Source organism: Candidatus Pantoea floridensis, from assembly GCF_900215435.1.
Classification (GTDB): Bacteria; Pseudomonadota; Gammaproteobacteria; order Enterobacterales; family Enterobacteriaceae; genus Pantoea; species Pantoea floridensis.
This window is the reverse complement of sequence record NZ_OCMY01000001.1, coordinates 2,524,065-2,548,213: the sequence shown is the minus strand read 5'-3', so window position 1 is coordinate 2,548,213 and position 24,149 is coordinate 2,524,065. Positions and strand designations below refer to the sequence as shown.

Below are 24,149 nucleotides of genomic sequence, written 5' to 3'. Positions count from 1 at the left end.
GACAACGTGCTGGCTAAGTGACGCGCTCCAGCTCTAACGCTTCTGCATAGAAATTCGGCAGTTCGCCAATGCGTTCTGGCGGGACCGGTTTGCCCAACAAATAGCCCTGCAAGGTATCGCAACCCAAGCCGGTAAGAAACGCCTGCTGATCCTGGGTTTCTACCCCTTCGGCCACCACCTTTAGATGCAGCGACTGCGCTAAGGCAACGATGGCGGAAACAATAGTGGCATCTTCAGACTGCGCCTGAAGTTCATTGACGAAAGCGCGGTCGATCTTCAGTTCACTCGCCGGTAAACGCTTGAGATACAACAAACTCGAGTAGCCGGTACCGAAATCGTCAATCGAGGCTTTGACGCCCATATTGGTGAGCTCGGTCAGAATGCGTACGCTCACTTCAGGATCGCGCATCGCCGTGGTTTCAGTCACCTCAAGCGTTAAAAGCTCCGCCGGGATTTGGTGCTTATCCAGCGCTTCGGTCACGGTTTCCACCAGATTGCTCTGCTCAAACTGGAGCGCCGACAGGTTCACCGCTACGGACCAATGCGGATGCCCCTGCAGATGCCATGTGCGCAGCTGGCGACAGGCTTCGTTAATGACCCAGTTGCCAATGTTCACAATCATGCCGGTTTTTTCCGCCATCGGCAGGAAGGTATCCGGGGCCAGCAGGCCACGCGTAGGATGTTGCCAGCGCAGCAGCGCTTCAAAGCCGAGGATCGGTCCGCTCGGTGCGCAGTATTTAGGTTGGTAAAACAGCCGCAGTTCCTGATTATCCAGCGCTTGCCACAGATCGTTGTTCAGCTGCAGCTGCGACTGCGCCAGGGTGTTCATCGACTGCTGGAAGAAGGTGTAACCGTTGCGGCCATTATTTTTAGTGTGATACATGGCGGCATCGGCATTAAACATCAGCTCGCGGTCGTCTTTGCCATCCCCCGGATAAACGGCAATGCCAATACTCAGTGACACCACCAGCTCATAGCGCGAGATGTCAAACGGGCGATCGATGGCCTTCACCAGCGTATCCGCTACCGCCGCCGCATCGTTCGGATCATCAATTTCCAGCAGCAGCACAAATTCGTCGCCGCCCATCCGCGCCAGCGTGTAGTGCCCTTTCATCTGGTCGGTCATACGCTCGGTGACGCCAATCAGCAGATTATCACCAACGTGATGGCCAAAGGCGTCATTGACTGCCTTGAAGCCATCCAGATCCATAAACATCAGCGCAAACTGTGATTTCTCGCGGTTCGCTTTATTGATGGCTTGTTCAAGGCGATCTTCCAAAAGAATACGGTTGGGCAAGCGCGTCAGGTTGTCGTGCAAGGCCAGCTGGGCCAGCTCGCGGTTAGCTTCGGCCAGTGATTGCGCCAGAATTGAGGTGCGCGCCTGCATGCGGGCATCCAGCATCGATACCAGCAAGGTAATGCCAAGGATCGCCAGCGTCACCACCGTGACCACAATTGCCAACCAGTTACTGTTTACGCCCATGTGCGTGGCGTGGCTGTGCATCGGAAAGTTGGCGGCGGCCATGCCGGTATAGTGCATACCTGCAATGGCACAGCCCATCACCACCGATGCCCCGAGCCGCAGCAGCGTCACGCGGCCATGTCCTTCGCGCAGGTGAAACGCCAGCCACAGCGCCGCGCAGGAGGCGACCATGGCGATGGCCACCGACGCGGCTACCCAGCCCCAGTTCCAGCTAATACCCGGTGCAAACATCAGCGCCGCCATGCCGGTGTAGTGCATGGCAACGACCCCGGAACCCAGCACCAGTGCCCCGCCAATTAATCGTGTCCAGGGAAGTTCCTTCGTCGCACAAGCCAGCCACAGGGCAAAAATCGAGGCCAGCACCGCCACCACCATTGAGGCGACGGTGAGCAGGGGATCGTAGCTCATCACCATATCGAGGCTCATCGACAACATGCCGATGAAGTGCATTGCCCAGACGCCGACGCCCATGGCGAATCCACCGCCAAGCAACCAAACCAGCGCCACCTTGCCAGTTGAGGAAGCCACGCGTCCTGCCATATCAAGCGCAGTAAACGAGGCCAGCATCGCTACCAAAATCGAAACGATGACGGTAAATGAGTCATACGAAGTCACTAACATAGTGATTTCCTAAGTTGAAGCCGTTTTAAGTCAGCTGTGGTGTGGTTAAAAAGAGTGAAATCTATTGGTTTTATTGTAGGAATTATCGGCAGTTATCCTGCCGATCTGAGCCGATGAACGATGAAACCTTCCAATGCGGAAGAACACAAAAAATGATTATTACGCGCCAGAGGACACGACGTTATCCGTAAATGCCAGCGCAGCGGTAAACTCCCCGATGCGCTCCGCCGGAGTCGGTTTACCCAGCAGATAGCCCTGTAAGGTATCGAAGCCTAAACCGGTTAATAAGCGCTGCTGCTCTTCCGTTTCAACGCCTTCTGCCACCATGCGCAGGTTCAGCGAGCGAGCCAGCGTGAGCATCGCGCTGACCACCGTGGCGTCTTCGCTATCCGCGCGCAAACTATTAATAAAGGCGCGATCGATTTTCAGCTCGCTCGCTTCCAGATGTTTCAGATGCAGCAGATTGGCATAGCCGATGCCAAAATTATCGATAGCCACTTTCACCCCTAGCCGATGCAACTCGGCAATGCGCTGCTGGCTAAACTGCGGATTGCGCATGGCGATATTTTCAGTAATTTCCAGCATCAGCGCCCCGTCGGGGATCTGATGACGCTGCAGCGCCTGGTGCAGGCTTTCAATCAGATCGCGCTGTTGGAATTGCAGCGCCGAGAGATTGACCGATACGCTCCAGTCGCCGTTGCCTTCATCGCGCCACTGTTTTAGCTGGCGGCAGGCTTCGTTGATCACCCAATTACCCAGCGCCACAATCTGGCCGGTTTTCTCGGCTCGCGCCAGAAACATGTCCGGCATCAGCAGCCCACGACGCGGATGCTGCCAGCGCAGCAACGCCTCAAACCCCATCAGCACCGTGCCTCCGGCGCGAAATTTAGGTTGATAGAACAGACGCATTTCCTGGTATTCCAGGGCATTCCACAGATCGTTGGCGAGCGCCAGCTGATGCTGAGCAACAGCACTCATGGCCGGTTCAAACAGGCACCAGCCGTTACGCCCGCTGTGCTTGGTGTGATACATGGCGGAATCGGCGTTGAACATCATCTCCTGCTGGCTGCGCCCGTGCTGCGGGAAGATGACAATGCCGATGCTGAGCGAAACACGCAGCGAATAACGATCTAACTCAAAGGGGACATCAATGGCTTGCACCAGCTGCTGCGCCAGATTTGTCGCCTGATGAACAGCGTACTGCGGGCACAGCAGCACAAATTCATCGCCGCCTAAACGCGCCAGCAAAATATCTTCACTGACTTCCGCCTGCAAGCGATCGGCCACCGCAATCAGCAAGCGATCCCCCACATGATGGCCCCAGGTATCGTTGACCGCTTTAAACCCGTCGAGGTCCATAAACATCAGTGCGAAGGTTTCATCCTGCAGCGTAGCCTGCTTGATCTGTGTGGTGAGCTGCTGCTCTAGCATCACGCGGTTCGGCAGCGCAGTGAGGTTGTCATGCAGCGCAAGCTGGCGCAGTTCGCTGTTGGCGCGCTTCAATTTGGCTGCAAGACGCGCCGCGCGCAGCTGAGCGTCCAGCATTGAAATCAGCAGCGTCAATCCAAGAATACTCAGCGTGATAATGGTGACCCACACCGCCAGCCCCTCTTCACTGACGCCGTGATGCTGCATCATCATCGGCTGGCTGTAGTCCGCCGCGGCCATACCGGTGTAATGCATGCCGGCAATGGCAATACTCATCACCAGCGCCGCACAGACACGCAATATCAGCAGGCTTTCCCCCTGGCGTAGATGAAAGGCCAGCCACAGCGCGGCACCGGACGCCGCGTAGGCAATCACCACGGATAACGTCACCAGCGGCATATTCCACCTAATCGCCGTCTCAATCATTAGAGCGTTCATGCCGATGTAGTGCATGGCAATCACGCCGCTACCGAGTATTAACGTGCCGCGCATTAAGCGCCGGCGCGTGAGGTGACTGCCCTGCACGCTTTGGGCAAACGCGAAGATAGACGTCGCAATAGCGACCAGTAAGGAGAGTGCCGTGAGCGGGATGTCATAGCGCATGGTCACCGGCATCATCATCGCCAGCATGCCAATAAAGTGCATCGCCCAGATGCCAATGCCCATTGCGGTGCCGCCGCCCACTAACCACAGTTTTGCCAGGCAACCGCGGGATACGGCGACGCGGCCTGCCGTATCTAATGCGGTAAAGGCGGCGATGAAGGCCACAATCAGTGAAACGGAAACCAGAACGCTATCCCAGGTAACCAACAGCATGTGCGCTCCTAAACTCAACCTGCTACGGAGCAGGTTTGGTGTCATCAAATAAAAACAAGGAAGATAAAGCGCCGATTACGGGCGAATAATGACCATTAGCGGCGAAACAGTGAGAATGCCAGGTCCAGTAAAAACTGGAACTCTCATGCTATTTATTTTTATTTTCATCATCAGTCATCGGGTGGAAAATTAATAATATCTGATTAATGCACGAACATAGCATTGAACCGACGCGCGTGATAGAGGGGGAAATCGCCGGCTGTTTAGTTTTTTTAACTGGCCGCCACCCCTTGTTATTACTGAGTTATCGGCGAAAAACGTCAATTGATTAGGGAAAAAATGAACCCTGGGTGCACAAGGCCAGATTTGCTGATCTATAGTAAAGAAAACTGATATAAATCATTAATGCACCATCCAGGAATTTTCTTAGGTGGTAGGCGCTTACGCTGTCGGGCCAAATGCGGCTCTTGTTTGATTTCGGATGTATTTTCATAAATGAATGACCAGGTGAAAAAGCACTGACCTTGGATAATCAGTAAGGAATGATTATGAAACTCAAGCTTTTTCTTGTGGCTTCTAGCCTAAGCGCCGCCCTTGCTCCCACCGCTGTTTTTGCCGCCACCACAACGGGAACCATCAATGCCACATTGACGCTTACCACCGGTTGTTTAGTGAATGGTCAGTCTGCAACGACCGGGGTTAACTTCGGTACCCTGAACTTCGGTAGCAGCGCAGCCACCTTCGATACATTGAACGCGACGTTGGTTGGCGCATCTGGCAACGGCATATTCGTTCGCTGTACCACCGGGCAAACCTTCAACGTACAGGTCACCAGCAGTAACGCCGCACCGGCGACCATTTACGGCACGGTGAGTGGCCAGCCACGCTACCTGATTCTCGGCTCCAACAATACGCAGGGCATTGCCTATACGCTGTATAGCGATGCCGCATTTACCACCGCTATCGCCAATAACACCAATATCGCCCCCAGCGGCACTACCGACCCGACGTTGGGTACCAACTACGCCATTTATGGTCGCGTGGTGGGAGGTGGCTTTAACCCGCTGATCCCAGCTGGTACCTATACGGACACGATTAACGTGGCGGTGAATTACTGAGAGAAGCGTAAGGGTTCTCAGGGTGGCCGTGGTGCAGCGTGGGCTGCACTGTGCAGGTGGCCTTGCCCTGCTGATAGGGAGTGTCTCCGCCTGGGGGTTGCCGACGGCAACCTTTCAGGTCTCAGCATCAGTAGTGGCAGGTTGTGTCGTATCCGGTACCAATACCGGGGTATTCGGCACGCTTAATTTCGGCACACAACCGGGCGTGTCCTCCAGCAGCGTCAGCGCCAGCTATGTGCAAAGCACCACCATCACGCTCGCCTGCACGCCAGGCACCGCTGTCAGCATGAGCATCAACGGCGGCAACAACTACACCGCGACCCGCAACCTCAAACACACCAGCAACACCAATACCGTGGCGTATAGCTTGTACAGCAATGCCGCTCATACCACGGCGATTCCGGTGAACAGCGCCGTTGCGCTGAGCTACAGCAATGCCAATAACATTACGCTGCCTATTTATGGCCTGCTAACGCTACCCGGCCCGACGCGCGCCGGGACGTATACCGATACCTTAACTGTCACCCTGAGTTGGTGACGTTAGTACCATGAAGGATGACAAAATGATGAACCTGCGCGCCCTGATACTCTTGTTATGTGTGGCACTAACACCTGCGGTGAAGGCAGCCAATTCACTGATGGTTTGGCCCATCGATCCGGCCATTGATCCCGAAGAAAAAGCCAGCGAACTGTGGCTGGAGAATCGCGGCAATGCCACCACCATGATGCAGGTACGCATCTTCAGCTGGCAGCAAATCAACGGCCAGGAACAGTATCAAACGCAACAGCAAGTGGTGGCGAGCCCGCCGATGGTGCGTCTTGAACCGGGGCAGAAACAGCTGGTGCGTTTAATCAAGCAAACGCCACCCGCCGCCGGACGTGAAATGTCGTATCGCGTGGTACTGGATGAAATCCCCACGCCGCGCACGCCGGGGGAAAACCAGGCGGGTCTTACCTTCCAGATGCGCTATTCGGTACCGTTATTCGTCTATGGCAACGGCGTCACGCGCGATACGGCACAACCGCAGTTGAGCTGGCAAGAGGTAAACAGCGGCGGCAAGCGCTGGCTGGAGCTGACCAATCGCGGCAACGGTCACGCGCGATTAAGTAATGTCACCATCGGCGGACGCCGCATGGGTAACGGTTTATTCGGTTACGTGTTGGCCAACAGTAGTCATCGCTGGCCGTTAACCAGCAGCGTGAGCGGTGAACTCTCGGCCGAGATGAATAAAGGCCACTGGAGCAGCGCTGCCGCGCGTTGATGAAGTTTACGCCGCATCCCTGCGCGCTGGCGGTTGCCAGCGTGCTTTGCATCAGCCCGATGATCAGCAGTGCCGAGACCTTCTCTGAGCTGCCGCCACCGCCTGCGCTGGAGAATAGCGCCAGCGGTCAGCAATATATGCTGGAACTGGTGGTGAATCAGGGCGGGCGTGGCGATATCGTACCGGTTGAACGCAAAAACGGTGATTTCTGGCTACGACGCGGGGATTTAGAGCGTGCCGGTATTCCTGCCGAGAAGCTGCAAGGTCAGCAGATCGATGTGAATCAATTAGCCAAAGTGGAGTATGACGAACAGCGCCAACGCCTATTGCTCACGGTACCCGCCGCGTGGCTGCCGGGACAGACCATTGGTCAGCAACAGAACGCACCGCGCTTTCCGGGGCGCGCCAGTAACGGTGCCCTGCTCAACTACGACTTCTACGCCACGCGGACGGATAACGCCGGTTCGCGTCTTTCCAGCTGGAACGAACTGCGTTTCTTCGGACCGATTGGCCAGTTTTCCACTAACGGCGTGTACGTGCAGCAGCTGGAAGGCGGCGTTTCCGGTCAGCAGGAAGGCTATATTCGTTACGATACCTGGTTTAGCAATGAAAACGAGAACGCGGCTATCAGCTGGCGCGCCGGGGATTTGGTTACCGATGCCCTGAGCTGGAGCAACAGCGTGCGCCTCGGCGGCGTGCAGATTGGGCGTGATTTCAGCGTACGGCCCGATCTGGTGACCTATCCTTTGCCGGCGTTTTCCGGCCAGGCGGCAGTCCCCTCCTCGGTCGACCTCTTCATTAACGGCTACCGCAGCGCGCAGGCCGACGTGCAGCCCGGCCCGTGGTCGCTCACTAACGTGCCTTTCGTCAACGGCGCCGGTGATGCGGTGATCACCACCACCGATGCGGTAGGCCGACAAATCACCACCACGCTGCCGTTTTACGTCTCCAGCAGCTTGCTGAAACAAGGGTTATCCGATTATTCGTTCTCCGCCGGTGCGATACGCGAAAATTACGGCGTGCAAAATTTTGATTATGGCGCTGCAGCGGCGAGCGGCTCCTATCGCTATGGCTTAACGGATTGGTTGACGCTGGAAAGCCATGCGGAGGGCAGCAGCAGCGTTGCCATGGGCGGCGCAGGCGGACTGCTGAAGCTCGGCAGCTGGGGTGTGATTAATGGCGCGCTGGCGCAGAGCCAGATGGCTGGTGATCCCGGCACCCAGTACAGCTGGGGTTATCAGTACAACAATAGCTGGTTCAGCCTTGGCACTCAGCACATTCTGCGCACCGCCGATTTCGGCAATCTCGCACTGGTGGGCAGCCGCGGCGACAACGCGAACACCAGCTACTCGCTGTCGCGGCGCAGCGCACAATACACCGCCAGCGTGTCGCTGAATGATTATGGCAGCCTGGGGCTGGCATATATTGATATCGCTGGCGGCAGCGGCGATCGCACGCGCTTGATGAATCTCTCATGGAGTAAAAATCTGTGGGGCAACAGCAGCGTGTATATCTCCGCCAGCCGCGACCAGCAACAGGGTGACTGGAGCGGCGCGATTTCCCTTGTGATCCCATTTGGTGAGCAGAGCAGCGCATCAGTGAGCATGGAGCGCGATCAGCAGGGCAACAATAATCAGCGCCTGTATGTTTCACGCGCGATGCCAACCGATGGCGGCTTCGCCTATGATGCGGCGTGGGCCAATCAGGGCAGCGACAGCGGCGATTATCGCCAGGCCAGCTTACGCTATCGTAATAATAAAATTGATACCTCCGCCGGTTTTTACGGCGATAACGATAACACCACGCAATGGGCCGATTTCACCGGTTCGCTGGTGTTGATGGATAACCGCGTCTTTGCCGCCAACGACATCAACGATGCGTTCGTCGTGGTGAAAACCGACTATCCGGACGTTACGGTGCGTTACGAAAACCAATCGATGGGACGCACAGATAAACAGGGTTATCTGCTGGTTCCGTCCATCAGCAGCTACTACGGCGCGAAATACGACATCGATACGCTCGATCTACCAGCCGATCGCACTGCGCCAAAGGTCGAACAGCGCTTCGCTGTGAAGCGCAAAAGTGGCTATTTGCTCAATTTCCCGGTGGAGCGTCTGCGCGCTGCCAGCGTCGTGCTGCATGACAGCAGCGGGCAGCCGCTGCCGATTTCCAGCCAGGTATTACGTCCTAATCAGGCCACCGAATACGTCGGCTGGGATGGCATTGTGTGGATGGAAGATCTCGGCGCCAGTAATCCGATACATGTGGTTACGCCGGATGGACGCAGCTGCAATACGCAGTTGGATATCGCTGACGGCCAGCCAAAAGCGCTGCAAACTTACGGGCCGCTTACCTGCCCGCTGCCGCCGCCAGCGCAAGGTTCTGCGGTGAGTACCGCGGATAATTCACAGTCAGGGATTTCACCATGAAAAGGCTTCTGCTCCTGCTGGTGCTGTTTTTATTGCCAATGACCAGCTTTGCGCTCTGTACCTTATCGGCGCCGACCGCCACATTCGGTTCGGTCACCACTTTCTCCGTGGGTTCAACCGCCAATACCACCTCAAGTACCACCAATGTTAACTGTGGTTCGGGCACGCTTTCGTTGTTGGGTAGCGATAACATTACTTACGCTTTTACCACCGCCTCCAATCTGAGCGGAAACCGTGCAGCGCTGAAAACTGCGGCCAGCGGCACCGACAGCATCCCGATTCAGATGTGCATTGATAGCGCCTGCGCCACCGAATTACAGCAGGGTGGCAGCTATCGCTGGAGCTCAGCGTCCTTGCTCGCACTGGGAAACAGCCTCAACTTCAATATTCCGCTCTTTTTCCGCACCGTGCCCGGACAGGTGGTGGCGGCAGGCACCTATACCACCACCATAACGTTGACGGTAAGTTATACGGTGTGCGCGGGAGTAAACGTGGCGGGATTGTGCGTGGGAACCGTGCAGACCAGCACCGGCACGGCAATGCCGATTACGGTTAATCTGGTGATTACCAACGACTGCACCACCATTACCGCACCCAATGTCAGCTTTGGCAGTGCACCGCTGGTGGGGAGTTTTTCTACGGTGCAGCAAACCATTAACGTGGTGTGTTCGAAAGGCAGCACTTATACCGTGGGTTTGAGCAACGGCAGCTACTACAGCGGTACCACGCGCCAGATGGCGAGCGGCACCAATCGGCTGGCTTACGATATCTACAAAGGCACTACCACCACGTCTCGCTGGGGGCCAACCGGCACCGATCGCTGGAGCAGTAGCACCTCGACCTCGTTGAATGCCGATACCGTGACGCGCAACTTTACTTATACGGCGCAGATTTTGACCACGCAGAATACGCCGGCGGCGGGGAATTACACCGATAGCGTGGTGGTGGATGTGTCGTTTTAGTATGGAGATGGGGATCAGGTCGCCATGAATGGCGACCCTACAATGTATGCATCGGTTTTCGTAGGGTCGCCATTCATGGCGACCAGGTTTACGACGCGCTTAGAGAGACTGCGCCGTGACGCGCCTGATACTGCTTCACCATGCGGCCAATCAGCAGCGTACCAATCAATCCGCACACCGCAGCAAACGACAGCCACACGCCCGGCATTGCTTTATCGCCCGTGGCATGAATCAGATAACTCGATACCGCTGGGGTAAAACCGCCAAACAGCGCAGTGGCCAGACTATAAGCCATTGAAAAACCGGTGGCGCGCACCTCGGCTGGCATGATCTCAGCCAGATAGACCACCATGGCACCGTTATAGCTGGCATACAGGAACGATAGCCACAGCTCTGCTTCAACCAGATGGGCGAAGGTCGGCGATCCAACGAGCCAGTGCAGTACCGGCCAGGTGGTAACAATCATCAGTATCGTGAAAATAATCAGCAGCGGGCGACGACCGACGCGATCCGATAGCGCCCCCATCACCGGTAACCAAAACAGGTTGGATATGCCGACAAACAGCGTGACGAGGAAGCTCTGTTTGTCGCTCATCATCAGCACGGTTTTGCCAAAAGTGGGCGTGAAGGCGGTGATCATGTAGAACATCACGGTGGTGGTCACCACCATTAACATGCCCGCCAGCACCAGCGCCCAGTTTTGACCTACTGAACGCACGATCTGGCTCATTGAGGGATGATGCTTACGCTGGCTAAACGCTTCCGTCTCTTCCAGCATGCGGCGGATATAGAACAGGAATGGCACAATCATACAGCCCACTACGAACGGAATACGCCAGCCCCATTCGGTGACGGCGTCTTTCGCCAGCAGGTGGTTTAATCCCAGGCCAAGCAGCGCGGCGAAGATCACCGCCACCTGCTGGCTGCCCGATTGCCAGCTAACATAAAAGCCTTTGCGCCCTTTCGGCGCCACTTCGGCTAGGTAAACCGATACGCCGCCCAATTCAACGCCGGCGGAGAAGCCCTGCAATAAGCGTCCCAGCAAAATTAAAATCGGCGCGGCGGCACCCAGCGTGGCATAGCCAGGCACCAGCGCGATGGTTAACGTCCCGATCGCCATCAAACCCAGCGTCAATAGCAGGCCTTTGCGACGCCCGTGATGATCGATGTAGGCACCGAGAATGATTGCTCCCAACGGGCGCATCAGGAAGCCAGCACCGAAGGTCATCAGCGTGAGCATCAAAGAGGCAAAGGGATCATCACCGGGGAAAAAGGTTTTGGCGATCGCCGTGGCGTAATAGCCAAATACCATGAAATCGTACATCTCAAGGAAGTTACCGCTGGTAACGCTAAAGATGGTTTTGGCACCGCCCTGCGACGACTTTTGTAAAGAGTGACTTGAGCTCATATTGTCCTTCCTGGTTTTTCTTCCGTTTTAACGTGCTAAGCCAGGAATAGATGTGATCTTCTTCACCATTGCAGTTTACAAAAATGAGACCAAAAGTAACAAGGAATTAACAAGTTGAGTGCGGGACATAAAAAAAGGCCGCCATGAATGGCGACCCTACGAGAAGGTTGGGTGAGATTAGCTTACTTCTTCACCGTTTCCATGCCCATCAACCCAATTTTCAGGTAACCGGCTTCGCGCAGCTGATCCATTACGCTCATCAGCGTGGCGTAATCCACGGATTTATCCGCCTGGAAGAAAATGGTGGTGTCTTTGTTGCCTTCTGTTTGAGCCGTCAGCGCATTCACCAGCGTCTCTTTCGTCACCGCATCGTTACCGATATAAATCTGCTTGTCTTCCTTGATGGAGAGATAAACCGGTTTTTCCGGACGCGGCTGAGGCGCGCTGGTGGAAGCGGGCAGATTCACGCGTACATCCACCGTCGCCAATGGCGCGGCAACCATAAAGATGATCAGCAAAACCAACATGACGTCGATAAACGGCGTCACGTTGATTTCATGCATTTCGCCATCGCCTACCGAATCATCGTTTAAACGCATCGCCATAATACTTATCCTACGCGCAGTTTCTGTGCCGCTGCCGGACGGTTGGCTTCTTTTGCGGTATCAACGTTGCCGAGGTCAAGGTCGCGGCTCTGCAGCAGCATGACCTGAGCGGCCACATCGCCCAGCGAGGCTTTGTAGCTGGCAATCATACGTGCGAAGACGTTATAGATAACCACCGCAGGAATCGCCGCAACCAGACCAATGGCCGTTGCCAGCAGCGCTTCCGCGATGCCGGGTGCTACTACAGCAAGATTGGTGGTTTGCGTTTTAGCGATACCGATAAAACTGTTCATGATCCCCCATACGGTACCGAACAGGCCGATAAACGGCGCGACCGAACCGATGGTGGCGAGGAAGCCATTGCCGCGACCGGCATGACGGCTGAAGGCCGCAACGCGACGGTCCAGACGGAAGCTGGTGCGCTCTTTAATGCCGTCGAGATCTTCAGTGCCGGCTGACAGCTCCAGCTCATTCTGCGCATCATTGAGCAACACAGCGCTGTGGCTGTTGCCTTTGAAGTTTTCAGCAGCACGGTACGCATCGTTTAACGATCGGGCTTCGCCCAGCGCCTGCTGTTCGCGCTTCAGGCGACGTTTCGCCCCGCTCAGCTCAGCAAACTTACCGAAGAAAATCGCCCAGGTGACGACAGACGCCATTAACAGGCCAATCATCACAATCTTTACCACGATATCGGCATGCTGATACATGCCCCAAACGGAGAGATCCGTTTGCATCAAATCACTGGCTACCACGCTGCATCTCCAACTTCTGTTGCACAGTTCACGATTGAAGCGCGGATCATAGCAAAAAAAGCGCCCGAAGTGATAGTGGTTCTCATTACTATTTACAAAGCAAAGATGTCATTTATTTCCACCATTTAGCTGACGTTATGCACAATACTGGCCTCACTCTGATAATCCGCATTCAGGCTCAACCCACTACGCTGATTCGTGGTAACGTGGATGTTTTGTGGGAAATGTCAGGTAAGGCAGTAATGGCAACGAAAAAAATAGACACCACGCTTGTCAGCGCGGGACGCAGCAAACGTTACACTCAGGGCTCAGTTAACAGCGTGATTCAACGCGCTTCCTCACTGGTTTTTGATACGGTCGCCGACAAAAAACGCTCCACCGCCGGTCGCGCTAAAGGCGAACTGTTTTATGGCCGCCGCGGCACCCTCACCCATTTCTCGCTGCAGGATGCCATGACCGAGCTGGAAGGCGGCGCGGGTTGTATGCTCTATCCCTGTGGTGCCGCAGCGGTATCGAATGCCATCTTGTCCTTCGTGGAAGCCGGTGACCATATTCTGGTAAGCGGTGCGGTCTACGAACCGACGCAGGATTTCTGCTCAAAAATTCTTAGCAAGCTGAATGTCGCTACTACCTATTTCGATCACTGCATCGGCAGCGAAATCGGTGAGCTGGTTCAGCCTAATACGCGCGTGGTCTTCCTCGAATCGCCGGCTTCCATCACCATGGAAGTGCAGGATATCCCGGCGATTGTGGCTGCGGTGCGCGCGAAAGCGCCAGACGCGATCATCATGATCGATAATACCTGGGCGGCGGGCGTATTGTTTAACGCGCTGGAGCATGGCATTGATATTTCGATCCAGGCCGGCACCAAATACATTATTGGGCACAGCGATGCGATGATTGGCACCGCCGTGGCGAATGAGCGCTGCTGGGCGCAGCTGCGCGAGAATTCGTATCTGATGGGCCAGATGGTCGATGCCGATACCGCCTATATGGCGAGCCGAGGCCTGCGTACGCTGGGGACGCGCCTGCGTCAGCACGAAGAGAGCGGATTGCAGGTAGCCGAGTGGCTGGCCGCGCAGCCGGAAGTGGCGCGCGTTAATCACCCGGCGCTGGCCCAGTGTAAAGGCCACGCATTCTGGCAGCGCGACTTCAGCGGCAGCAGCGGTCTGTTCTCTTTCATCCTGCATGAAAAATTAAGTCGTGAGCAGCTGGCAAACTACCTCGATCACTTCCACCATTTCAGCATGGCTTATTCATGGGGCGGCTATGAATCACTGATTCTGGCCAATCAGCCTGAGGAACTGGCGGCGATTCGTCCGGCGGGTGGCGTCGATTTTGACGGCACCTTAGTCCGTTTGCACATCGGCCTTGAGCATGTGGATGACCTGCTGGATGACTTGAAAGCCGGCTTTGCTCGCTTAAAAAATTAAACAGAACATAAACCACGCTGTGGTGACGATGAGAGATCAACGAATGCCATGCCACAGAAGGTTAAAATAGAATCCTTGTGACTCGATGGAATAGCTGATGGGTGTTTTACATGAGATTGTCCAGGCGCTTTGGCATCAGGATTTTGCCGCGCTGGGTAATCCGGATGTCGTGTGGATTGTCTACGGCGTGATGTTTTTGACGCTGTTTCTGGAAAACGGTTTATTGCCCGCCTCGTTTCTGCCGGGTGACAGCTTGCTGTTACTGGCGGGTGCGATGGTGGCGAAAGGTGTGATGGATTTCGTGCCGACCATTGTGATTCTAACCACCGCGGCCAGCCTTGGCTGCTGGCTGAGCTATCTGCAAGGCCGCTGGCTGGGCAACACCAAACTGGTGAAAAGCTGGTTATTGCATTTACCGGCGCAATATCACCAGCGCGCGTGGAATATGTTTGATCGTCATGGCCTGATGGCGCTGCTGGTGGGCCGCTTCCTCGCCTTTGTGCGCACGCTGCTGCCGACCATGGCGGGTATTTCGGGTTTGAAAAACGGCCGCTTTCAGCTGTTTAACTGGCTCAGCGGCCTACTGTGGGTGGGGATTGTGGTGACGTTGGGCTACGGCATCAGCCACGTGCCTTTTATCAAGCGCCACGAAGATCAGGTGATGGCTATCCTGATGATCCTGCCCATCGCGCTGCTGTTTATCGGCCTTGCCGGCAGCATTGTGGTGATTTGGAAAAAACGCCGCCAGAAAGTCTCGTGATTACGACGCGGCGTCAAACGGTAATACCGGTACGGTTTGACGCACGCGGCTCGCCTCCTCTCCCGGCGTCACGCCGAAATAGCGCTTAAATTCCCGCGAAAATTGCGACGGGCTTTCATAGCCCACGCGCACCGCTGCCGCGCTGGCTTTCATGCCATCCTGCAGCATCATCAGACGCGCCTGATGCAGGCGATAGCGTTTGAGATACTGCAGCGGCGAAGTTTGCGTTACCGCTTTGAAGTTGTGATGAAATGCCGAAATGCTCATGTTCACCTCGGCCGCCAGCATGTCCACGCTGAGGCTTTCGGCAAAGTTGTTTTCGATGCGACGTAACGCGCGAGCAATTTGGCTGAACTGCGTCTGACGATTCACCAGCGACAGCAGCGCGCCGCCAATGGGACCGATTAATACGTAATAGATGATTTCGCGGACCAGCTGCGGGCCGAGCACGCGGGCATCACGCGGATTGTTCATGACATCCAGCAAGCGCTCAGCGGCGCAGAGCATCTCATCACTCATGAACGCCGAGTGAATACCTGACGTTTGCGCCTGCGGCTGGAACTGCTCGTCATCACCAATATCCATCAGCAAATCCTGCAGACTGGCGATATCGACGCTCAAACACATGCCCGCCAGCGGCTCTTCCAGCGTGGCTTCGGTTTCACACTCCACCGGCAGCGGCACGGTGAGCATCAAATATTTGGTGGCATCGTAGTGAAAGACGGTGCTGCCGAGATAACCGGTTTTGCGCCCCTGAAAAAGAATCACAATGCCGGGCTGATACATCATTGGCGTACGCGGCAAGGTTTCGCAGGCATAGATTAACCGCACGTTTTCTACTGCGCACAGCGGTTTATTCAGGTCGCTCATCAAAGCAACCACGCGCTGCGCCAGCTGGCGACAAAGGACGTCGTTGGACATGGTTCTCTCACTGGCAGCCAAAAACGCAGTGTGCCGTAACGCTGCTCAAAACTCCATCATGCCGGAGAATCAGGCAAGATTTTTGCAGAAATCGCCCAGGCAAAAGTGCTGCTCGCTTGCCACAATGATCCGCAGGCAAGGTTTGTTGACTAGACTTAAGCACATCTTTTCTACGGTAAGTCACTGCAACTGATAAGGAGCAATTATGGCAGAGCAACCCATCATTAAATTGCGCGACGGCAACATGATGCCGCAGCTTGGCCTTGGCGTTTGGCAAGCAAGCATTGAAGATGCGCGCAACGCGATACTGGAAGCGTTGAAAGTCGGCTATCGCTCCATCGATACCGCGGCCATCTATAAAAATGAGGAAGCGGTAGGACAGGCGCTGCAGGATACTGACGTGGCGCGCGAAGACATTTTTATCACCACCAAGCTGTGGAATGACGACCAAACCAACTGGCAGCAGGCGATAGAAACCAGCCTGCAGAAGTTACAGCTGGAGCAGGTCGATTTGTATCTGATGCACTGGCCGTGCCCGGAGAAAGATAACTACGTCGACGCCTGGAAAGGGATGATTGAGCTGCAGCAGCAGGGCTTAACCAAAAGCATCGGCGTGTGTAATTTCCACGAGACGCATCTCAAGCGTTTGATCGACGAAACCGGCGTAACACCGGTGGTGAACCAGGTGGAGCTGCATCCAATGCTGCAACAGCGCACGCTGCATGCGTGGAATGCGCTGCACCAGATTCAAACCGAATCCTGGAGTCCGCTGGCGCAGGGCGGCAAAGGCGTGTTTGATCAGGAGATCATCCGCGAGCTGGCGAAGAAGTACGGTAAGACGCCCGCACAGATCGTTATCCGCTGGCATCTGGATAGCGGTTTAGTGGTGATTCCTAAGTCGATCACCCCGGAACGTATCCGCGAGAATTTCCAGGTGTTTGATTTCAGGTTAGATAAGACCGAGGTGAGTGAGATCAGTAAGCTGGATAGCGGGAATCGTCTGGGACCGGATCCGGATGCGTTTAACGGCTAGCGTTTTGAAAAGGTCGCTATTCATGGCGACCCTACGGTGCGCATACATGCGCACCGTTTTAATTAAGACGTAGGATTCACCAATAACTGCCCCGCCGTACCGCGATCCGCCATCTCTAGCGCCTGGCTGTAATAGACAAACGGGAAGTGATCCGACGAACTCTGCGGGAAGCTCACCAGCAGCTCAACGCTGCCATCCACCCACACCGTATCTTTCCAGCCGCGATCTTCACCCATCGGCTGCGCACCATTCACATTCTTAATCAGGAACATCACGCCCTGAATATGCAGTGATTGCGGACGATCGGCGTGAATAATCCAGCGCTCAAACGTACCCTGCTGCACGGTGGTGTCAATTCGATTCATATCCCACAGCACGCCGTTAATACCCGGCTCGCTGTCACCAATGCGGAATTCACGCGTGCGTACCGCTACGCCGTCGAGAATCTGATCCGCCAGCAAACGCATTGGCAAATTATCCGTCACCAGTGGCAACAAACCGGTTGGGCGCAAGCTTAGCACCAGCGTGTTGGTCAGAATTGAGGATGGCTCAAACAGGCCGCGCAGGCGATCCATAATGCCCGCCGCCGTGCCGGCCGTAATCGAGACTTCATCCCCCTGCGACATGTCTACCAACACTTCGCGACGTTCGCCCGGCGCCAGTGACAGCAGCTGTACCGCAACCGGTGCAGGCAAGAACCCTTGATCGCTGGCGATTACCGTAAAGGGACGATTATCGGAGAAGCTAAGATCGAAACGGCGCGCGTTCGAGCCATTTAGCAGGCGCAGGCGCACCCAGCCGCGAGACACTTCCACATAGGGATTTTGTACCCCATTCACCAGCAGCACGTCGCCAATAAAACCGCCGTTGGACGGTGGGTTGTAAACCGGCGTGGCGAAATTATCGAGGCGCTTGTCCTGAATGATCAGCGGGAAATCATCGACACCGTAATGCTTCGGCAAAGGCAACGACTTGCTGACGTCATCTTCAACCAGCCACATGCCGGCCAGGCCATTGTAGACGTGCGGCGCCATGCGGTTTGGCGTGTTGGCGTGATACCACAGCGTGCCTGCACCCTGGCGAATCGGCAGCACTGGCGCCCAATCCGCGCCGGCGGACATCAGGCGCGGTGCGCCGCCCATCAAGGCGCCAGGCACCTGCAAACCGCTAACGGTCATGGATACCGGCTCGTTGAGGCGGTTGCTGTAAATCAGCTTCACATCATCGCCGCTGTAAACGCGCACCGTTGGGCCGAGGTACATACCGTTAATGCCCCACACCGGAACTTTGTTACTGTTGCCGCTAAATGACCAGTGGCTGCGCTGCAAGGTTAAAAACAGCGGCTGTCCGCGACGTGATTCAATCAGCGGAGGAATCGGAAGCGGCGTGTCGCCGATGGGCGCGGCAGCGCGGGCGGCGTAAGGCATAGCACCGGAAGCCAGTGCGATACCGGCAGATAGCTGAATAAACTGACGTCTGCTGCAAGACATAAAACTTCAGACCTTTTGAGCGTGGCGTGAAGACGCCGTGTCCATGTTGTTCTAATTAATTATTAGTTGCTGTGCTGCTTGAGAACGGGGCAGATGATCATCTGCCCCATTTTTGCTGGTCAGAGTTTACCGTTTTTTTCGCGCTCGGCGACTTCAGCGTTCAATTCTTCCAGTTTAGCCGACATTAATTCACGGCAGTGCGTGGCGAGCTTGCGCACCGAGGTGGTGGCAAACTGCGACGTATCGACCGGCGGCAGCATCTCAACAATCACCAGGCCGTTATTCCAGCGGTTCAGTTTGATCTTGTCATGAGTGTTGGAGACCACGATCGGAATGATCGGTACGCCAGCCGCCACCGCCGCATGGAACGCGCCGGTTTTGAACGGCAGCAGACCACGACCACGGCTGCGCGTCCCTTCCGGGAACATCCAGAACGAGATGCGCTTTTTGTTGAACTGATTGACCAGCTCACTGATGGTGCCGTGCGCTTTTGAGCGATTATCCCGATCAATCAGCAAGTTACCGGTTAGCCAATACAGCTGGCCAAAAAACGGAATCCACAGCAGGCTTTTCTTGCCGACGGTGACCGTTGTTGGCTGCACAATTTTGGCGGCGGTGATCATGTCGTAGTTGTTCTGATGGTTGGCGATGTAGATCGCGTTTCCGTAATGCGCGGCTTCTGGCGGCTTACGCAATTCCACTTTGACGCCAAACACCGTCGACAGACGACCCAGCATATGGCCGAACGTCGCCACGTGACGCGGATTACGCGGTGAAAACAGACACCAGATAATACCGATAATACTCACCACAATCGAATAAACAATAACAATAATTGCGCGTAAAATTAGTAACATAGATTCCTCAAATTGGGCATTCCATCCCCTGAACTAAAGCGTTACTCTTCGCTCGCGTCGGCTTTTGGACGCGCTGGTGCATTCACTTCTACGCTATCGATGCGTTGCAGCCCGCGCGCGATGCTGCCGCGACGACCGCGATCGGCACGTACTTTCTGCAGATCTTCATCACGCATAATCAGCTTACGTTTGCCGACATAGACGGTGATGGAAGCGCCCGGTGGCAGAATCAGCAGCCACTGGAGTTTGTCGGTGCCGGCAGCGATATCCGCTGACGGAATCGAGATGATTTTGTTGCCCTTGCCTTTCGACATTTGCGGCAGATCGCCGACCGGGAACATCAACATCCTTCCAGCCTGGGTAATCGCCAGCAGCATGTCATCGCCGGAATGCACCGCCATTGGCGTCATCACTTTAGCGTTTTCCGGCAGCGTCAGCAGCGCTTTACCGGCGCGATTGCGCGAAACCAGGTCAGCAAAGGTACAGATAAAGCCGTAGCCCGCATCTGATGCCATCAGCAGTTTCTGATCGTCGGGTTCCATCAGCACCTGCTCAATCACCGCGCCCGGCGGTGGCGTCAGTTTGCCGGTAAGCGGCTCGCCCTGCCCGCGCGCTGACGGCAAGGAGGTGGGATCCAGCGTATAGCTGCGTCCGGTGGAGTCGATAAAGGCCACTGGCTGATTACTCTTACCGCGCGCGGCAGCCAGATAGCTGTCACCCGCTTTGTAGCTCAAGCCCGCGGGATCGATATCGTGGCCTTTGGCGCTGCGCACCCAGCCCATCTGCGACAGCACGATAGTGACCGGCTCGGCGCTCACCAGCTCGGTTTCGCTTAGCGCTTTCGCCTCTTCACGTTCGCGCAGCGGTGAACGGCGATCGTCGCCGTAGGTTTGGCTATCGGCCAGCAGCTCTTTCTTCATCAGGTTGCTCATCTTGCGCTCGGACGCCAGAATCGCCTGCAGCTGGTCACGCTCTTTTTCCAGTTCCGCTTGCTCACCGCGAATCTTCATCTCTTCCAGTTTGGCGAGATGACGCAGTTTTAACTCAAGAATGGCTTCGGCCTGGGTTTCGCTGATCTCAAAGCGCGACATCAGCACCGGCTTCGGCTCATCCTCATTACGAATGATGTGGATCACTTCATCAATGTTGAGGAAAGCCACCAACATACCTTCAAGGATATGCAGGCGGCGCAACACGCGATCCAGGCGATAGTTGAGGCGGCGCGTTACGGTCGCGCGACGATACACCAACCATTCCGACAGGATTTCCAGCAGGTTTTTCACTGCCGGACGGTTATCCAGCCCGATCATATTCAGGTTAACGCGATAGCTTTTTTCCAGATCGGTGGTGGCAAACAGATGATTCATCACCTGCTCCAAATCAACACGATTGGAGCGCGGCACAATCACCAGCCGCGTCGGGTTCTCGTGGTTAGATTCATCGCGCAGATCTTCCACCATCGGCAACTTCTTGTTGCGCATCTGGTTAGCGATTTGCTCCAGCACGCGCGCGCCAGAAACCTGATGCGGCAGCGCGGTGATCACCACGTCGCCATCTTCCTTTTTCCACACCGCACGCTGGCGAATGGAACCGCGACCGCTTTCATAGATCTTACGGATTTCGCTGCGTGGCGTGATGATTTCGGCCTCGGTCGGATAATCCGGGCCTTGCACAATCTCCAGCAGCTCATTCAGCGTGGTATTCGGGCTATCGATCAGTTTAACCGCGGCTTCAGCCACTTCGCGCAGGTTGTGCGGCGGAATGTCGGTTGCCATACCCACGGCAATGCCGGTGGTGCCGTTCAGCAGAATGTTGGGCAGGCGTGCCGGCAACATTTTCGGTTCCTGCAAGGTACCGTCAAAGTTGGGGATGTAATCAGACGTGCCCTGACCGAGTTCACCCAGCAGGATTTCAGCGTATTTTGACAGGCGCGATTCGGTGTAACGCATCGCGGCGAAAGATTTCGGATCGTCCGGCGCACCCCAGTTTCCCTGGCCATCTACCAGCGGATAGCGATAGGAGAACGGCTGCGCCATTAACACCATCGCTTCATAGCAGGCGCTGTCGCCATGCGGATGGTATTTACCCAGCACGTCACCCACGGTACGCGCCGATTTTTTGAATTTGGCACTGGCATTCAGGCCCAATTCCGACATGGCATACACAATGCGGCGCTGCACTGGCTTGAGACCGTCGCCGATATACGGCAACGCACGGTCCATGATCACGTACATGGAGTAGTTCAGGTACGCGTTTTCCGTAAACTTGTGCAGGGCTAGACGCTCTGCACCATCCTGCGTCAATTCGCTCATTAAGATCGCATCCTCACTTCGTGGCCCGCAACGACGGGTCATCCGGCGCTCATTTGGCGAGGATATTACCTTATTCGTGCGATTTAGTCACAAAGAAGCCGGTGCAGCGAAAAGATTCCTGCGGCGCTAAATAACGTGATATCGCTTAGAAAAATAAAAGGGGATGCGAGCGACATCACACTTAATATCGCCAATGTTATGTGAGCAAGCTCGCAATTAATTTCCTTTTTCGTTTTGCATATTAATTATGTCCTGTCACGCGGACAACATTTAGTATTGTTGCTTACGCCTGACTCTCCTAAATTCATACTCCACAAGACCCACACTTTTGCGCTTCTGATTTCTGGCATGGAATAAATATAAACATCACGTCGCCATTAACGTATTGCCAAAATAAGGGTGAACGCATGCAAATACTGACTTCACGACAACACCGATTAGTAAAATTGCTGCTGCATCATGCCGCTCCGCAGCCCAGTAAAGCGTTAGCGTTACAGCTTGGCGTGTCTGAGAAAACCATTCAGCGCGATTTGCAGTGGCTTGAGAGCTGGCTCAGCAACTGGTCGCTGCAGCTGGAAAAAATGCCGGGACGCGGCGTACGCCTGCGGGTGGATGATATCCAACTGCGCTTGCAGCTTGAGCAGCAGCTTACCGGCGATGAGAGCAGCGCCGAAGCGCTCAGCCACAATAGCCGAAGAGTGAAGATTGCCTCGCAGTTATTGAGTGATGCGCCGCGCGCCACCTCGATCAGCAAGCTTTCGGAACGCTACTTTATTAGCCATGCGTCTATCGTGAACGATCTGAAGGTGATTGAAGAGTGGCTGCAACCGCTGGGGTTAACTTTACAGCGCGGCCCCAGCGGCACCCATATTGAAGGCAATGAGCAGATGCTACGCCAGGCGATGGTGTCGCTGATTAATGATGTGATGCAGCAAAATGTCGCTGGCACACCGCTGCTGCCGCGGCTCGATCCCGGTAGTCAGCAGGCGCTGGTGCACTATTTTGGTGATGAAGATGTGGCGTTTGTGCAGCGGCTCCTAAAGCACATGGAGCAGCAGCTGAGTTATCCGCTGGGCGATGCGTGGTATCTCAACCTGTGCACTCATATTCTGATCATGATGCATCGAATGGCGCAGGGTAATGCACTGGCACTGGAAACGCTAACCAGCGCGCACGATCTCGATCAGCGCATTCTCACTATTGCGCAGCACATGGTGACGCAGATTGAGCAACGGATGTGCTGCGCGCTGCCAGCGGATGAAGTGGGCTTTATTTATCAATATATCGTTTCGTCCGGCATTGTCGTGGAAGAACGCGGTGACAATACACTGCTGCATAATCAATTTTCCACTGCAGAATCAGTAAAAATCACCTGTGAATTGATCGATCGCTTTTCATCTTTTATTCAGCAGGACTTAGCGCAAGACCGTTTATTATTTGAAGGATTATTGGTCCATATAAAGCCCTTATTAAATCGACTCAAATACCATATTCATATTCGTAATCCGCTGCTGGAGGATATTCAGCAGGAAATGAAAGAAATATTTTTCCTGACTAAACAGGCAATGCAATTAACCGCGCGCAGCCAGGGACTTTCATCGGTGGCGGATGACGAAATAGGCTATTTGTGTGTGCATTTCCAGGCCGCGCTGGAGCGGCAAATCGCCCATAAACGCATCCTGGTGGTGTGCTCCAGCGGGGTGGGTACATCGCATTTGCTCAAGAGCCGCATCCTGCGCGCCTTCCCGGATTGGGAAATTGTTGGCGTGGTATCGGCCAGCAATCACGCGGCTTTCTGCCAGCACCAAACGGTGGATCTGGTGATTACCACCATTCACCTCAACGCCGCGGCAATTCCGTCGGTGTATGTCAGTGCCTTCTTTAACGATGACGATATTCGGCGGGTGACTGACGCCATGATTGGCAGCCAGCTACCTGACGGCGCGTCCTGCGCGTTGGCTGAACATTAATTGAATGAGGATTCACCATGGATATTTCCCGCATTCTCACGCCACGCCGCGTTAACCTGGCGCTAACCGCCACCAGCAAAGAAGAAGCGATTCATGAGCTGACCGATTTGCTCTACCACGATGGTGCCATCAGCGATCGCGCCGCATTTATCGAAGATGTCTGGCTGCGCGAGGCCGAAGGTTCCACCGGCTTCGAAAATCACATCGCCATCCCGCACGGTAAATCTGCGGCGGTGAAGCACACCACGCTTGCCATCGGCCGCACCCAGCACGACATTCCGTGGGAAACGCTGGATGGCAGCCAGGTGCGCTGCATCATCCTGTTCGCCGTGCGGCTGGAAGATCAGAACACCACCCATATTCGCCTATTGTCGCAGGTGGCCAGCGCGCTGGCCGATGATGAGGTGATAGCCCAACTGCTGGTAGAAAACGATCCCAGCAATATCATCCGGCTGTTTAGTCAGTACGCCGAAACCGATCTCTGTTAAC

19 protein-coding genes are annotated in these 24,149 nt (G+C 55.3%); 10 read left to right on the top strand and 9 right to left on the bottom strand.

Translation table 11 applies throughout. The features are described from left to right. Nucleotides 1–13: 13 nt before the first annotated feature. Both CRO19_RS12065 and CRO19_RS12060 read right to left on the bottom strand, forming a co-directional pair. On the bottom strand, nt 14–2,104 hold the full coding sequence (locus CRO19_RS12065) for a putative bifunctional diguanylate cyclase/phosphodiesterase (protein ID WP_097096013.1): 2,091 nt from the start codon (nt 2,102–2,104) through the stop codon (nt 14–16). 159 nt (nt 2,105–2,263) lie between these two features. After that, nucleotides 2,264–4,348, bottom strand: a complete 2,085-nt coding sequence (locus CRO19_RS12060) for a putative bifunctional diguanylate cyclase/phosphodiesterase (RefSeq protein WP_097096012.1) — start codon at nt 4,346–4,348, stop codon at nt 2,264–2,266. 548 nt (nt 4,349–4,896) lie between these two features. Here CRO19_RS12060 and CRO19_RS12055 point away from each other — a divergent pair. Genes CRO19_RS12055 through CRO19_RS12035 form a run of 5 tightly spaced genes read left to right on the top strand, consistent with a single transcriptional unit; the run spans nt 4,897 to nt 10,119 of the window. Beyond that, nucleotides 4,897–5,466, top strand: coding sequence for a spore coat protein U domain-containing protein (locus tag CRO19_RS12055; protein WP_097096011.1), 570 nt, complete (start codon nt 4,897–4,899; stop codon nt 5,464–5,466). Between the two features lie 22 nt (nt 5,467–5,488). Then, on the top strand, nt 5,489–6,004 hold the full coding sequence (locus CRO19_RS12050; protein WP_097096010.1) for a Csu type fimbrial protein: 516 nt from the start codon (nt 5,489–5,491) through the stop codon (nt 6,002–6,004). Nucleotides 6,005–6,029: 25 nt separating this feature from the next. Then, a complete protein-coding gene (locus tag CRO19_RS12045) occupies nt 6,030–6,728 on the top strand; it encodes a fimbrial biogenesis chaperone (protein WP_176519149.1) in 699 nt (232 codons plus the stop codon). Continuing rightward, nucleotides 6,728–9,157 (top strand): fimbria/pilus outer membrane usher protein, encoded by a 2,430-nt coding sequence (locus CRO19_RS12040; protein WP_097096009.1) that lies wholly within the window; start codon nt 6,728–6,730, stop codon nt 9,155–9,157. The genes CRO19_RS12045 and CRO19_RS12040 overlap by 1 nt, the downstream gene beginning before the upstream one ends. Then, entirely contained in the window at nt 9,154–10,119 is a 966-nt protein-coding gene (locus tag CRO19_RS12035; protein ID WP_097096008.1) for a Csu type fimbrial protein, read from the top strand. The genes CRO19_RS12040 and CRO19_RS12035 overlap by 4 nt, the downstream gene beginning before the upstream one ends. Before the next feature lie 88 nt (nt 10,120–10,207). Here CRO19_RS12035 and CRO19_RS12030 read toward each other — a convergent pair whose 3' ends face one another. The 3 genes from CRO19_RS12030 to exbB form a co-directional block, all read right to left on the bottom strand. Continuing rightward, entirely contained in the window at nt 10,208–11,527 is a 1,320-nt protein-coding gene (locus CRO19_RS12030; protein WP_097096007.1) for an MFS transporter, read from the bottom strand. A gap of 182 nt (nt 11,528–11,709) precedes the next feature. After that, nucleotides 11,710–12,132 carry a TonB system transport protein ExbD gene (exbD, locus tag CRO19_RS12025; RefSeq protein ID WP_097096006.1) on the bottom strand — a complete coding sequence of 141 codons (423 nt, stop codon included), beginning with the start codon at nt 12,130–12,132 and terminating at the stop codon, nt 11,710–11,712. A gap of 5 nt (nt 12,133–12,137) precedes the next feature. Then, the gene (exbB, locus tag CRO19_RS12020; protein ID WP_176519207.1) at nt 12,138–12,866 is read right to left on the bottom strand and encodes a tol-pal system-associated acyl-CoA thioesterase; all 729 of its coding nucleotides are present in this window, start codon (nt 12,864–12,866) and stop codon (nt 12,138–12,140) included. 260 nt (nt 12,867–13,126) lie between these two features. Between exbB and metC the strand changes: the two genes are divergently transcribed. Together metC and CRO19_RS12010 are read left to right on the top strand one after the other, a co-directional pair. After that, a complete protein-coding gene (gene metC / locus CRO19_RS12015) occupies nt 13,127–14,317 on the top strand; it encodes a cystathionine beta-lyase (RefSeq protein ID WP_097096004.1) in 1,191 nt (396 codons plus the stop codon). 97 nt (nt 14,318–14,414) lie between these two features. Then, on the top strand, nt 14,415–15,077 hold the full coding sequence (locus tag CRO19_RS12010; RefSeq protein WP_097096003.1) for a DedA family protein: 663 nt from the start codon (nt 14,415–14,417) through the stop codon (nt 15,075–15,077). On the opposite strand, the gene CRO19_RS12005 is transcribed toward CRO19_RS12010, so the two are convergent. Beyond that, the gene (locus tag CRO19_RS12005; protein WP_097096002.1) at nt 15,078–15,998 is read right to left on the bottom strand and encodes an AraC family transcriptional regulator; all 921 of its coding nucleotides are present in this window, start codon (nt 15,996–15,998) and stop codon (nt 15,078–15,080) included. 205 nt (nt 15,999–16,203) lie between these two features. On the opposite strand from CRO19_RS12005, the gene dkgA reads away from it, so the two are divergent. Continuing rightward, nucleotides 16,204–17,031, top strand: a complete 828-nt coding sequence (gene dkgA / locus CRO19_RS12000; RefSeq protein ID WP_097096001.1) for a 2,5-didehydrogluconate reductase DkgA — start codon at nt 16,204–16,206, stop codon at nt 17,029–17,031. Between the two features lie 62 nt (nt 17,032–17,093). Here dkgA and ftsP read toward each other — a convergent pair whose 3' ends face one another. From ftsP to parC, 3 genes are all read right to left on the bottom strand, one after another. Beyond that, on the bottom strand, nt 17,094–18,521 hold the full coding sequence (gene ftsP / locus CRO19_RS11995) for a cell division protein FtsP (protein ID WP_097096000.1): 1,428 nt from the start codon (nt 18,519–18,521) through the stop codon (nt 17,094–17,096). A 119-nt stretch (nt 18,522–18,640) separates the two neighbouring features. Next, entirely contained in the window at nt 18,641–19,378 is a 738-nt protein-coding gene (locus CRO19_RS11990) for a 1-acylglycerol-3-phosphate O-acyltransferase (protein ID WP_097095999.1), read from the bottom strand. A 41-nt stretch (nt 19,379–19,419) separates the two neighbouring features. Next, complete coding sequence (gene parC / locus CRO19_RS11985) at nt 19,420–21,690, bottom strand: DNA topoisomerase IV subunit A (RefSeq protein ID WP_097095998.1); 2,271 nt, start codon at nt 21,688–21,690, stop codon at nt 19,420–19,422. Between the two features lie 407 nt (nt 21,691–22,097). Between parC and CRO19_RS11980 the strand changes: the two genes are divergently transcribed. Together CRO19_RS11980 and CRO19_RS11975 are read left to right on the top strand one after the other, a co-directional pair. Then, a complete protein-coding gene (locus tag CRO19_RS11980) occupies nt 22,098–23,660 on the top strand; it encodes a BglG family transcription antiterminator (protein WP_097095997.1) in 1,563 nt (520 codons plus the stop codon). A gap of 17 nt (nt 23,661–23,677) precedes the next feature. Then, on the top strand, nt 23,678–24,148 hold the full coding sequence (locus CRO19_RS11975; protein ID WP_097095996.1) for a PTS sugar transporter subunit IIA: 471 nt from the start codon (nt 23,678–23,680) through the stop codon (nt 24,146–24,148). Nucleotide 24,149 lies beyond the last annotated feature (1 nt).

Excerpts from the sequence above, each read along its gene's own strand:
- CRO19_RS12005 (WP_097096002.1), bottom strand. The coding sequence starts at position 15,998 with ATGTCCAACGACGTCCTTTGTCGCCAGCTGGCGCAGCGCGTGGTTGCT.
- CRO19_RS12030 (WP_097096007.1), bottom strand. The coding sequence starts at position 11,527 with ATGAGCTCAAGTCACTCTTTACAAAAGTCGTCGCAGGGCGGTGCCAAA.
- metC (WP_097096004.1), top strand. The coding sequence starts at position 13,127 with ATGGCAACGAAAAAAATAGACACCACGCTTGTCAGCGCGGGACGCAGC.
- CRO19_RS11975 (WP_097095996.1), top strand. The coding sequence starts at position 23,678 with ATGGATATTTCCCGCATTCTCACGCCACGCCGCGTTAACCTGGCGCTA.
- CRO19_RS11990 (WP_097095999.1), bottom strand. The coding sequence starts at position 19,378 with ATGTTACTAATTTTACGCGCAATTATTGTTATTGTTTATTCGATTGTG.
- CRO19_RS12065 (WP_097096013.1), bottom strand. The coding sequence starts at position 2,104 with ATGTTAGTGACTTCGTATGACTCATTTACCGTCATCGTTTCGATTTTG.
- exbD (WP_097096006.1), bottom strand. The coding sequence starts at position 12,132 with ATGGCGATGCGTTTAAACGATGATTCGGTAGGCGATGGCGAAATGCAT.
- dkgA (WP_097096001.1), top strand. The coding sequence starts at position 16,204 with ATGGCAGAGCAACCCATCATTAAATTGCGCGACGGCAACATGATGCCG.
- exbB (WP_176519207.1), bottom strand. The coding sequence starts at position 12,866 with ATGCAAACGGATCTCTCCGTTTGGGGCATGTATCAGCATGCCGATATC.
- CRO19_RS12060 (WP_097096012.1), bottom strand. The coding sequence starts at position 4,348 with ATGCTGTTGGTTACCTGGGATAGCGTTCTGGTTTCCGTTTCACTGATT.
- CRO19_RS12035 (WP_097096008.1), top strand. The coding sequence starts at position 9,154 with ATGAAAAGGCTTCTGCTCCTGCTGGTGCTGTTTTTATTGCCAATGACC.
- ftsP (WP_097096000.1), bottom strand. The coding sequence starts at position 18,521 with ATGTCTTGCAGCAGACGTCAGTTTATTCAGCTATCTGCCGGTATCGCA.
- CRO19_RS12045 (WP_176519149.1), top strand. The coding sequence starts at position 6,030 with ATGATGAACCTGCGCGCCCTGATACTCTTGTTATGTGTGGCACTAACA.
- CRO19_RS12040 (WP_097096009.1), top strand. The coding sequence starts at position 6,728 with ATGAAGTTTACGCCGCATCCCTGCGCGCTGGCGGTTGCCAGCGTGCTT.
- parC (WP_097095998.1), bottom strand. The coding sequence starts at position 21,690 with ATGAGCGAATTGACGCAGGATGGTGCAGAGCGTCTAGCCCTGCACAAG.
- CRO19_RS11980 (WP_097095997.1), top strand. The coding sequence starts at position 22,098 with ATGCAAATACTGACTTCACGACAACACCGATTAGTAAAATTGCTGCTG.
- CRO19_RS12010 (WP_097096003.1), top strand. The coding sequence starts at position 14,415 with ATGGGTGTTTTACATGAGATTGTCCAGGCGCTTTGGCATCAGGATTTT.
- CRO19_RS12055 (WP_097096011.1), top strand. The coding sequence starts at position 4,897 with ATGAAACTCAAGCTTTTTCTTGTGGCTTCTAGCCTAAGCGCCGCCCTT.